This window comes from Hoeflea sp., assembly GCF_984452065.1.
On sequence record NZ_CFHWAF010000123.1, the window covers coordinates 1 to 11,392 of the forward strand.

8 protein-coding genes and 1 pseudogene are annotated in these 11,392 nt (G+C 60.3%); 3 read left to right on the plus strand and 6 right to left on the minus strand.

Annotation, left to right across the window (positions count from 1 at the left end; genetic code table 11):
- The 5 genes from AC5E6N_RS18970 to AC5E6N_RS18990 form a co-directional block, all read right to left on the minus strand.
- Nucleotides 1-660 (minus strand): biotin carboxylase N-terminal domain-containing protein (locus AC5E6N_RS18970; RefSeq protein ID WP_491749285.1); only part of this gene is annotated, 660 nt, incomplete at its 3' end.
- 8 nt (nucleotides 661-668) lie between these two features.
- Nucleotides 669-1,142, minus strand: a complete 474-nt coding sequence (accB, locus tag AC5E6N_RS18975; protein WP_491749286.1) for an acetyl-CoA carboxylase biotin carboxyl carrier protein — start codon at nucleotides 1,140-1,142, stop codon at nucleotides 669-671.
- 27 nt (nucleotides 1,143-1,169) lie between these two features.
- The gene (gene aroQ / locus AC5E6N_RS18980) at nucleotides 1,170-1,610 is read right to left on the minus strand and encodes a type II 3-dehydroquinate dehydratase (RefSeq protein WP_491690358.1); all 441 of its coding nucleotides are present in this window, start codon (nucleotides 1,608-1,610) and stop codon (nucleotides 1,170-1,172) included.
- Between the two features lie 168 nt (nucleotides 1,611-1,778).
- A complete protein-coding gene (locus tag AC5E6N_RS18985) occupies nucleotides 1,779-2,540 on the minus strand; it encodes a DsbA family protein (protein WP_491749287.1) in 762 nt (253 codons plus the stop codon).
- 36 nt (nucleotides 2,541-2,576) lie between these two features.
- The gene (locus AC5E6N_RS18990; protein ID WP_491749288.1) at nucleotides 2,577-3,890 is read right to left on the minus strand and encodes a M48 family metalloprotease; all 1,314 of its coding nucleotides are present in this window, start codon (nucleotides 3,888-3,890) and stop codon (nucleotides 2,577-2,579) included.
- A gap of 242 nt (nucleotides 3,891-4,132) precedes the next feature.
- Between AC5E6N_RS18990 and AC5E6N_RS18995 the strand changes: the two genes are divergently transcribed.
- Nucleotides 4,133-5,290, plus strand: a complete 1,158-nt coding sequence (locus AC5E6N_RS18995) for a pyridoxal phosphate-dependent aminotransferase (RefSeq protein WP_491749289.1) — start codon at nucleotides 4,133-4,135, stop codon at nucleotides 5,288-5,290.
- 34 nt (nucleotides 5,291-5,324) lie between these two features.
- On the opposite strand, the gene AC5E6N_RS19000 is transcribed toward AC5E6N_RS18995, so the two are convergent.
- On the minus strand, nucleotides 5,325-8,144 hold the full coding sequence (locus AC5E6N_RS19000) for an Rne/Rng family ribonuclease (RefSeq protein WP_491749290.1): 2,820 nt from the start codon (nucleotides 8,142-8,144) through the stop codon (nucleotides 5,325-5,327).
- 715 nt (nucleotides 8,145-8,859) lie between these two features.
- On the opposite strand from AC5E6N_RS19000, the gene AC5E6N_RS19005 reads away from it, so the two are divergent.
- Both AC5E6N_RS19005 and AC5E6N_RS19010 read left to right on the plus strand, forming a co-directional pair.
- Complete coding sequence (locus AC5E6N_RS19005; RefSeq protein ID WP_491749291.1) at nucleotides 8,860-10,077, plus strand: N-acetylmuramoyl-L-alanine amidase; 1,218 nt, start codon at nucleotides 8,860-8,862, stop codon at nucleotides 10,075-10,077.
- A 191-nt stretch (nucleotides 10,078-10,268) separates the two neighbouring features.
- Nucleotides 10,269-11,392 (plus strand): annotated as a pseudogene (locus AC5E6N_RS19010) (transglycosylase domain-containing protein); the annotation flags it as partial.

Below are 11,392 nucleotides of genomic sequence, written 5' to 3' on the forward strand. Positions count from 1 at the left end.
ATTGCCCTTGCCGTCGCCGAAGACCTGGATTTCGATATGGCGCGGTTTGCCGAGATATTTCTCGATATAGACGGATTCATTGCCGAACGCCGCGCCCGCCTCGGTCCGTGCGGTCGCGAGTGCGATTGCCAGTTCGGATTCATTGTTGGCAACCTTCATCCCGCGGCCGCCGCCGCCGGCGGTCGCCTTGATGATAACCGGATAGCCGATTTCCGATGCGATGCGGACAGCCTCACTCTCTTCGCAAACCTCGCCATCCGAGCCCGGGACGACCGGAATGCCAAGTTCCTCGGCGGTCTTCTTGGCGGTGATCTTGTCGCCCATGATCTGGATGTGCTCGGCCGTCGGGCCGATAAAGGTGATCCCGTGTGCCTCCAGTATCTCGGCAAATTTGGCGTTTTCGGACAGGAATCCGTATCCCGGGTGCACCGCATCCGCGCCGGTGATCTCACAGGCGGCCACAATCTGATGGATATTCAGATAGCTGTCGCGCGAGGCCGGCGGGCCGATGCAGACGCTTTCGTCGGCCAGGCGCACATGCATCGCATCGGCATCGGCCGACGAATGCACCGCGACGGTGCTGATTCCGAGTTCCTTGCAGGCCCGGAGAACACGCAGGGCAATCTCGCCACGGTTGGCTATGAGAATTTTCGACAGCATCGAACGGCCTATTCAATCACGAGGAGCGGTTCACCGAATTCAACAGGCTGCGCGTCTTCCACCAGGATCGCCGTCACGGTTCCGGAACGCGGCGCCGGAATCTGGTTCATTGTCTTCATCGCCTCGATGATCAGTACCGGATCGCCTTCCTTGACGGCCTGTCCGACCTGAATGAACGGGTCGGAGTCGGGCGCCGGCGCCAGGTAGGCGGTCCCCACCATCGGTGACGTCACGGCGTTGGCCGAATTGGCGCCGCTCTCGGCGGCAGGTTCGGCCTGCGCGGCAGCCGCGGCAACGGGGGCCGGAGCGGCGGGGGCCGGCATGAAAGCAGGCGCAGCCTGGGCGACCGTCGTACCGCCGCGCGAGACCCGAATGCGCAGATCATCCTGTTCCACTTCGATCTCGTTCAGATCGGTCTCGTTCAGAATATCGGCGAGGTCTCGTACCAGATCCTTATCGATTCCGGATTTTCTCGTTGCCATCGGGTCGGGTCCTTTACGAACTTGTTCTTAGTCTTCGAGAATATCGGCGAGAGCACGCAGAGCCAGCAAGTAGCTTCCCGGCCCAAAGCCGCAGATAACGCCCGCAACGACCGGCGACAGCATCGATGTGTGCCGGAAGGTTTCTCGGGCATGGATATTGGACAGATGCAGTTCGACAACGGGAATGGCGATCGACCGGACCGCGTCGTGCAGCGCGATGGAGGTATGGCCGTACGCACCCGGGTTGATGGCCACGCCGGCGGCGTTGTCGCCGGCCTCCTGCAACCAGTCGACGAGCACGCCTTCGTGGTTGCTTTGACGAAAATCGATGTCCAATCCCAGTTCCCGGGCCAGATTCCGGCATTCATCCGCGATGCCGTCAAGTGTCTTGCCGCCATAGATTCCCGGCTCCCGCTTGCCGAGAGCATTCAGATTCGGTCCGTTGAGAACGAACACTTTGCGGGCCATGGTCTCCACCTTGGGAACTGAAAGGTTCCAGACATATAGACGGCCCGCAGTGGAAGTAAAAGCCCCGGTTACGGACGCCGGCTCAAAAAACTGGTGGATGATCAATTGAAAAGTGAAAGGCGGCTGCGAAGGTCAGCCGCCTTTGCCGTGTGACGTCGCAACGGGCGATCAGCAGGTTGCGCTCTGGCAGTCCCGCAGATTGGCGATTTTGTTCATCAGTGTCGGTGTTCCAACCGCGCCGAACACCGCTTCGTCGCCGACGATATAAGATGGTGTGCCCGATATGCCGATGGCGTCGGCGATTGAATAGGCCTCGCGAAAGGCCGCCGTGATGGAGTCGTCTTGCATGGCTTCGCGAAGCGCTGCTTCATCGACACCCAGTTCAACCGCGACAGCGATGGCACGGTCCTCCGTCGCGCGCTGATGCCCACCCAGCAGTTCGAAGTGGAAATCCTGATAGACCTCGGGTGCGATGTTTTTCAGCGCGACGCTGACCCGGTGGGCGGCGATCGAATCGTCACCCAGTATGGGAAATTCCTTCAGGATGAAGCGCACGTTGGGATCGTTGGCCAGGATCTCTTCCATATCCTTCATGGCGCGTTTGCAGAACCCGCAATTGTAGTCGAAGAATTCCACGATGGTGACGTTTCCTTCCGGATTGCCGAGCACGATGTTGTGGGGCGAGTTGAAGATCGCGTCGCCCGAATCCGCAATGACCTGCTGGGCCTGCTGTTTCTGTATCTGTTCCTGTTTGGCCTCATAGGCCGCCTGAACCTCGAACATGATTTCCGGATTGGAGATGAGGTATTCGCGGATGAATTCCCCCAGCTCTTCCTTCTGCGCCTCGTCAAGCGCCGTCGCGGGAAACGGCGACAATGCGATGAATGCAGCCGCAGCGGCGCCACCTATGTATCGGCCTATGGTTCTCATTGTCGCATCCTTCACTGTTTCGGGTGGAGCCCCAAGTCACTTGGTCTTGTATTTCACGATGTCATTTGCACGCTGCCAGCCGGGCGTTCCCCGCGGCAATTTCTGCGCGGCGCGTGCGGCAAACCGCTTGGCCTCGCGAACGTTTCCGGCACGGAAATAGGCCTCTGCCTGCGTCAGTTCCGCATTGGCGACGTCGCCGGCCTGCGCATAGGCCCGCGACAGGTAGCTGTAAGCGTTGAAATTGTTCGGGTCCGAGGTAATGGCGGCGCGCAGTTCGCGGATCGCCTTGTTCATCTGCGACGGATCGCCTGTCGACACATAGGCAAATCCCAGGCGTCCGCGCAGAATCCCCGAATTGTACCGGTCGAGCTGCACCGCCCGCGCAAAGGACGAAGCCGCCTTTCCGGGTTGACGGGCCTTTAGATATATTTCGCCTTTCATTTCATGAAGATAGGCGTTGTTCTTGTCAGCCGCGATCAGCTTGTAGATTTCCGACAGCGCCCGTCTGGTATCGCCGCGAAGATAGGATGCGATCGCCTTGCCGTACCGTGCGCCCACACTGTTCGGGTTGTCGCGGAAGATGCGCCCCACCGCCGGCGCGCCGCCGGAATAGGCGGCGATCTTGCCGCGGATCATGTCATGCCGGCGCTGCAGGGCGGGGGGGTCCTTCTTGTTGTAGTGCTTGCTCTTTTTTGCCAGTTCCTCAAGCAGCGCAATGCGGTCGCGCGGCAATGGGTGGCTCTGCTCGTATGGATTGACGCGCACGCCGGCGAGCGCATTTCCCTGCGAAAAGCGTTGGAAAGTCGTCAGCATGCCCTTGGCGGATTGTCCGGTCGCGTTGAGGTATTTCACCGCGGCCCGGTCGGCGGTGATTTCCTCCGAGCGACGGTAACTCAAAAGCGCGCGCTGGGCCACGGACGGCGCGGCCTGCGCCAGTCCGCCGCCGGCGGCCGCGGCTCCGTCGACGCCCGCCAAACCGCCGGCCGTGGCCGCGCCGATGCCGGCCAGCGCGCCGACGACCGCGAGCGCCCGGCTACGGGCGATCTGCTCGCGTAACCTTTGCTGATGGTTGCCGGCAATATGGCCGGATTCGTGCGCGATGACGCCGATGATCTCATTCGGCGTCGTGGCGGAGACCAGCGCGCCCGTGTTGATGAAGATCCGCCGCCCGTCGACGAAGGCGTTGAACGACTGGTTGTTGACCAGAATAATCTGGATGCCCTTGCGGTTCAGACCCGCCGCCTTGAAAATCGGGCGTGCGTAATCGAGCAGCAGACCCTCGATTTCCGCATCCCGGACAATCGGTATCCGTCCCTGCGCGTTGACCGGCACGATAAGCGCCGAAATCATCGCAAAACTCAGAACGAGAAACAGCGCCGCTCTCGCGGATCTGAATAGATGAGACAAATCTGCCTGCCCTGTGCGTGATTGAAGGGACATGAAGGATTCTCCTGGCAATCTTAGCAGTCTATATGTCGGCCTGCCCATAGCACTGTATCGGACATCGCGCGAATGTGATTTTGCCGTTGCGGTTGTGATCGCCACGGCAATAGGGCATTTGTGAGGCGTCAAATGATCAGCAGGACCGTCACGTGATCAACATATCGCGGCGCAGCAGCGTCGAACCTTTCCATGCCATGGATGTGCTTTCCGCGGCCACTCAAAGGAAACGGCAGGGGCGCCCGGTCATTTCCATGGCTGTCGGACAGCCGGCCCATGGCGCGCCCGCCCAGGTGCTGGCGGCAGCGCGGGCGGGCCTGTCCAACTCGGCGATCGGTTACACCGATGCGCTCGGCACGGCCGAACTGCGCCAAACCATCGCACATCACTATGCGCACCACTACAGCGTGGACGTCGATCCGGATCGGATCGCGATCACGACCGGGTCATCGGCCGGCTTCAATCTGGCCTTTCTTTCGCTGTTCGACAGCGGCGATCGTGTGGTTATCACGCGGCCCGGCTACCCGGCATACCGCAACATCCTGCATGCTCTGGGTCTTGAAGCTGTTGAGATTGCGGTGTCGAAGGAAACGGAATTCACCCTGACGCCGTCATTGCTCGAAGAAGCGGCGGCGCGCGATGGAAAGATCGCCGGGGTTCTGTTGGCCAGTCCGGCAAATCCGACCGGAACCGTGACGGGCAGGGCGGCTTTGAAGAGCCTCATCGAATATTGCGAGGCAAACGGCATCGCGTTCATTTCCGACGAAATCTATCACGGCCTGAGCTACAGCGGCGGCGAGACAACGGCACTGTCGCTGACGGACGGTGCGGTGATCATCAATTCATTCTCTAAATATTACTGCATGACCGGCTGGCGGATCGGCTGGATGGTGCTGCCCGAGCACGCCATACGGCCGGTGGAGCGGCTTGCGCAGAGCCTTTACATCAGCGCGCCCGAACTGTCGCAAATCGCCGCGTGCGCAGCCTTTGACGCGCGCGAGGAGCTTGAAGCGGTCAAACGGGGCTATGAAGCCAACCGCGCCCTTTTGATGCAGCGTCTGCCGGAGATCGGCTTCGACATCGCATCGCCCATGGATGGAGCCTTCTATGCCTATGCGGACGCCAGCCGTTTTACCAATGACTCTATGGAATTCGCCCGCACAATGCTGACGCAGATCGATGTCGCGGCAACACCCGGCCGCGATTTCGATCCCGTCGAAGGTCACCGCACCATCCGGTTTTCCTATGCGGGCTCTTACAATGAGATGGAAGAAGCGATCCACCGCATGAGCAAGTGGCTGGGCGCATAAAACGGCACCGGCCGGCGGCCGGCGCCTGAACGCGTCAGAAGAAGCCGCGTCGCTGCCACCATCCGGCTTTTTTCGGTTTGCCGTCGCCATCGCCATCGTCGGGTTCTTCAACCACGGTCGATGTGAGTTTCGGCTCGCTTGCCGCTTCCCCATCGCTGGTGCGCCGGCGTCGTGCGCGCGCAGGTTTGGCCTCTTCTTCCGCATGGGATGCCGCGTCGGGCGCTTCAACCGCCGCCTCGGCGACCGTAGCAATCACGTCTTCGCCAGCGGTATTTTCCGCCGCAACCGGCGCTTCATCACCCTTCTTGCCGCGGCTTCTGCGGCGAGGCTTGGGTTTTTCCTCTTGTGCCTCACCAACCTCCGGCGTGACGGTCTCTGCCGACACAGCCTCAACCACGGGGTTTTCGGCAACGGCCTCACCGGCATCCTCGGCCGCAGCGGGTTGCGGCGCATCGTCGTCGGTGTCGGCCGTATCCTGCGTCGCGCCGTCGGCTGTCACGGCCTGGTCGCGATTGCGTTTGCCGCCGCGTTTGCCGCGCCGTCTGCGCTTCTTGCGCGGTTCGCCGTCATCGTCCAGGCGCGTGTCCGCTTCGTCATCGGTTTGCCCCTGCCCATCGCCATTGTCCGCACCGGACGTCTGCACGTCGGAGCGGTCGTCGCCGTTGCGGCCACGCCGCTTGCGCCGCCTTTTGCGCTTGCGCCCGCCACTGTCCTCATCGTCGCTCTGAGCGATGTCGACATCATCATCCGCCTCGGAGAATTCGGTGTCCACCTGAACCGCGTTTTCGATGATAACGGGCGCTTCCACCGGAGTGCCCTGATCGATGGCGACATGCTGCAGGCCGACATCCGGATCGGCCTCCACGGAGATCGAAAGACCGAAACGGTTTTCAAGCTCGATGATGGTGTCGCGCTTTTGATTGAGAACATAAAGCGCGATTTCAGGCAGGGTCCGGATGGTGATGTTATGTGTGGTTTTCTTGAGCAGATGCTCTTCCGCGCTGCGCAGCACATGAAGTGCCACGGATGAGATCGAGCGCACATATCCGGTTCCGCCGCAGGCATCGCACACCTGCATCGTGCTTTCCAGAACGCTCGCGCGAATGCGCTGCCGGGACATCTCCAGCAGGCCGAAATGCGAAATGCGTCCGACCTGAATCCGGGCGCGGTCGCTCTTGAGACATTCCTTGAGTTTCTTTTCGACGGCCCGGTTGTTGCGTTTCTCCTCCATGTCGATGAAGTCGATGACGATCAGGCCGGCGAGGTCGCGCAGGCGCAATTGACGGGCCACTTCTTCCGCGGCCTCGATATTCGTGCGCAGCGCCGTGTCCTCGATCGAGTGTTCCTTGGTCGACCGTCCGGAGTTGACGTCGATCGCAACAAGCGCCTCGGTCTGGTTTATGATGATGTAGCCGCCGGATTTGAGCGTGACCTGCGGCTGAAGCATCTTGTCGAGCTGCGCTTCTATGCCGGAACGCGCAAATATCGGCTGGACGTCACGATAGGGCTGAACCGCCTTGGCGTGGCTCGGCATCAGCATTTTCATGAAGTCTTTCGCCTCGCGGTATCCGGCTTCGCCGGACACGATGACTTCGCCGATATCCTTGTTGTAAAGGTCGCGGATCGACCGTTTGATAAGGCTGCCTTCCTCGTAGACGAGACAAGGCGCCGTTGAGGTCAGCGTCAGGTTGCGGACATTTTCCCAAAGCCGCATGAGGTATTCGAAGTCGCGTTTGATCTCCGCCTTGGTCCGGTTTGCGCCCGCCGTGCGCAAAATGACGCCCATTCCCTGCGGAACCTCGAGACCGCGTGCGATTTCCTTCAGGCGCTTGCGGTCCTGAACATTGGTGATCTTCCGTGAGATGCCTCCGCCGCGAGCCGTATTAGGCATCAGGACGGAGTAACGGCCGGCAAGCGACAGATAGGTGGTCAGCGCGGCACCCTTGTTGCCCCGCTCTTCCTTGACGACCTGAACCAGCAGAATCTGCCGCCGCTTGATGACTTCCTGAATGCGGTATTGCCGCCGCTGCTTGCGGGCCCGGTCCGGAACCTCCTCAAGCGCATCCTCGGCACCGACCGATTCCACGGATGCATCGTTCTCGTCGTCGTCTTCTCCGGAATCCGAGGCGCGGTCCGGGTCGCCGGCGTCTTCATCGTCGCCGTCCGATTTCCTGGCCACGACCTCCGACACCTCATCGGCGTCGATACTGGCGGCAATCGTATCCGGCGGTGTCTCGTCTTCGCCGTTGTCGTCTTTTGACGTGTCGGGCTCGTCCTGTGTAGTGGCTTCGCCCGAACCCTCGTCTCCCGCTTTCGCCGGGTCGTCGGCGGCCACGACGTCGCTTGCCTGCTCCTGCTCCGTGGCTGCCGTTTCCGCCGGCTGCCCGGCTGCTTCCTCAGGAACGGCCTCCGCCGTCTCTTCACCGGCGGAATCGGCCTTTACGACGTCTTCCGCCTCTTTCGCGGCGGCGGCCTTCTTGTCCTTCCTTGATTTGCTTCTGCTCCGGCGCGTCCTTGACTTCTTGGCGAGTTTTTCGAACTCGCCATCGTCGTCTTCTTCGCGCGCCTCGGCCGCCTCGGCCTCGATCAGGGCCTGGCGGTCGGCGACCGGAATCTGATAATAGTCCGGGTGTATTTCGGAAAAGGCCAGGAAACCGTGACGGTTTCCGCCATATTCGACGAACGCGGCCTGCAGGGACGGTTCGACCCTGGTTACCTTGGCGAGATAGATGTTTCCGCGCAGCTGTTTCTTGTGCTGCGATTCAAAGTCAAATTCCTCAATCCGGTTTCCACGTACGACGACGACGCGCGTTTCTTCCTCGTGGGACGCGTCGATCAGCATTTTGTCTGCCATGTAAATGAAGCTCCTCGGCAGGCGGCAGGACGGGCGGACCCGGGGGTCTCGCTTGCCTGTTAGAAGCCGCCTTTATGCCGAAATTTGTAGGTCCTGGCCGGATTTGCTCAACCAAGCCTGAAGGTTCCGGAGCACCGCTTGTCCGGATGACCTTGTGTGAGACTGTTGACGGTAGCATTTCCATTCAAATTCCAGACAGGAACTCTTGAACATTAGGTCTCTTTAAAGACCGATGAGTGCTGCTTCCTTGGGAGAAGCATACGGCCTGATGCCGCAATTCGATGCCCGGAAACCGCCGGGCTCCATCGATTCATTCTGAGGAGTTAAAGTGCTTTGACGTCAGACGAAACGGCCAGATGGCGCTCCGATTCCCTGAAACAGGTAGCAGCCGGATCCGCCGTTTCTATCTCGTCAGCATGATAACCCTCGATCCGCTTTTATGTTCTGGAAACGCTTCTGGCAAGAAAAAAGCCAAACGGGATTGCGCCACCGGCGGCGGCGCGGCGCTCCGGTGTTTTCCGGAACCGTTGTGTTGAAAGGCATTTTCGATGGTGCCGAATGGAAGCACAACGGCTGGATTTTCCCGGATCCGGTTGCGGAGCAGGGCCGATTCAGTCATTAAGGAACGGTGGAATCGCAGGTTCCGCATGTGGCAGGAGTTCAATTGCGGTAAGGATCACCAAGGCCCCGAATGATGCGTTTGTCAGCTGGATTCATGTTCAATCGCGCGCTTGTCCTGCTGGCGCTGCTTGTCATGGTCGTCCCGGCTTCGCAGAGCTTCGCCAATGATGCGGCGCAAACGCCGGCAACTGAAAAGCTCGTTGCATTCGACTTTCGCGCTGCTGGCGACGAGGTGCGCACCCGAATTGTTATCGAATTCGAGCAACAGCCTGATTTTTCATATCATTTACTGGCTTCGCCGCACCGTTTGGTGGTCGATCTGCCCGAAACCGTCTTCGGTTTCGACGAAAAAGCCGCACAACCCCGGGGCCTCCTGTCGGAAATCCGCTACGGCGCGATGGCGCCGGGCCGCTCCCGCATTGTCTTTACGGCCATTGGACCCGTAAAGGCCGAGATGGCTGAAGTCCGGAAAAACGAGACCGATGCAACCTACCGCCTTGTCTTTGACATCGCCGCGGCTTCCGACAGGGAGTTCGAAGCGCTTGTCAACCAGCAGCAATGGCAGCTCGAACCGGACGACAGGAGCAACGATCTTGCAGTCGTGGTTCCGGATGCGGACAAGCCGTTCACGGTTGCCATCGACCCCGGCCATGGCGGTATAGACACCGGCGCCAAAGGTCGCGGCGGCACCCAGGAAAAGGACATTACCCTTGCCGTGAGCAAGGCGTTGAAAGCGGCGCTCGAGAATGAAACCGACATGCGGGTCATTCTCACCCGGGACGACGACCGGTTCATCTCCCTCGGCGAGCGCGTGCGCCTGGCACGCAAGGCGGCGGCCGATCTTTTTGTCTCGATACATGCCGATTCGATCCGTTTGCGCGGCGTGCGCGGCGCCACGGTCTATACGCTGTCTGAAAAGGCATCGGACGACATGGCACGACAACTGGCTGCAAGAGAGAACCGGTCGGATCTGATCGCCGGTCTGTCCTTGCAGGACGAGCCGGAAACCGTGGCGGACATATTGATTGATCTGACCCGCCGCGAAACACAGGTGTTTTCGATCGGTCTGGCACGCGCCGTGATCGACGCCTTTGACGGTTCGATCAAGCTCATCAACAACCCGATCAGATCGGCGGGGTTTCGTGTCCTGCAGGCTCCGGAGGTGCCCTCGGTGCTTGTGGAACTCGGATATCTCTCCAATATCGAGGATGAGAAGCTGCTGAAGGATCCGACGTGGCGCGAAAAGATCGCTTCCCTGCTTGTCGAGGCGATAACGTCCTATCGCGCCAAGGTCACCGGCGCCAGCAATTAGCATCGGGCGACCCCTGTGGCAAACCCGAAATTGTGTGATACTTGCCACATTGATTAAGTAACGCCTTAGATTATCTTATAAAGGATTGATCCGGCCCTATTTTGCGCACATTCGAACCTGTAGTCGGTGTCGTGTATAGTCGGGGGTGCGGGTCGAATCGTCGCGCAATGGAATCAGCCGGGTAGGAACCCATGTTCAGACTGATTGGATATTTGTTCGGGGTCGGTACGATCCTTTTCTTCGTGGCTGCACTCGGCGTTGCCTGGTATGTCGGCAGCGTCACGCGCGATCTGCCCGACTATGAGGTTCTGGCCAGCTACGAACCGCCGGTGATGACACGTATCCACGCGTCGGACGGCGCGCTGATGGCCGAACATGCCCGCGAACGGCGGCTTTACATCCCGATCCAGGCGGTGCCCGACCGGGTCAAGGCGGCCTTCCTTTCCGCGGAAGACAAGAATTTCTATCAGCACAACGGCCTGGACTATACCGGGCTCATGCGCGCCGTGATCACCAATGTCGAGAATTTCAGCTCGGGCCGGCGTCTGGTCGGTGCTTCGACGATCACCCAGCAGGTCGCCAAGAACTTCCTGCTGACCTCCGAGCAGAAGCTGGAACGCAAGGTGCGCGAGGCGGTGCTCGCCTTCCGTATCGAGCAGGCCTATTCCAAGGACCGCATTCTCGAGCTCTATCTCAACGAAATCTTCTACGGCCTGAACTCCTACGGGATTGCCAGCGCCGCGCTGACCTATTTCAACAAATCGGTCAACGAACTGTCGCTCCATGAGGCCGCTTATCTGGCTGCCTTGCCGAAGGCGCCGTCCAACTATCATCCGTTCCGCAATACGGAACGGGCCGTCGGACGCCGCAACTGGGTGATCGACCGCATGGTCGAAAACGGCTATGTAGCAGCCTCCGATGGCGAGGATGCGAAAGCCCAGCCGCTCGACGTCAATCCGCGCCGCGGAAGCTCTCATCTTTTTGCATCCGATTACTTTGCCGAGGAGGTACGCCGCCAGATCATCGACCGCTATGGCGAGGACGCGCTTTATGAAGGCGGCTTGTCGGTCAGAACCACGCTCGACCCGGAAATCCAGCGAAAGGCCCGCAAGGCGCTTCAGCGCGGTTTGATCCGTTACGACGTGCGTCGGGGGTATCGCGGGCCCGTGACCAGTGTGTCGGTCAGCGGCGACTGGGGAATATCGGTCGCGGCGGTCGAGCCGTTGCGTGACGTGCCGGAATGGCGTCTCGCCGTCGTTCTGGATGCCGATAACGAAAAGGCGACGGTCGGATTGCGGCCCAGCAGCTCAAGCTC

Excerpts from the sequence above, each read along its gene's own strand:
- accB (WP_491749286.1), bottom strand. The coding sequence starts at position 1,142 with ATGGCAACGAGAAAATCCGGAATCGATAAGGATCTGGTACGAGACCTC.
- aroQ (WP_491690358.1), bottom strand. The coding sequence starts at position 1,610 with ATGGCCCGCAAAGTGTTCGTTCTCAACGGACCGAATCTGAATGCTCTC.
- AC5E6N_RS18985 (WP_491749287.1), bottom strand. The coding sequence starts at position 2,540 with ATGAGAACCATAGGCCGATACATAGGTGGCGCCGCTGCGGCTGCATTC.
- AC5E6N_RS18990 (WP_491749288.1), bottom strand. The coding sequence starts at position 3,890 with ATGATTTCGGCGCTTATCGTGCCGGTCAACGCGCAGGGACGGATACCG.
- AC5E6N_RS19000 (WP_491749290.1), bottom strand. The coding sequence starts at position 8,144 with ATGGCAGACAAAATGCTGATCGACGCGTCCCACGAGGAAGAAACGCGC.
- AC5E6N_RS19005 (WP_491749291.1), top strand. The coding sequence starts at position 8,860 with ATGTTCAATCGCGCGCTTGTCCTGCTGGCGCTGCTTGTCATGGTCGTC.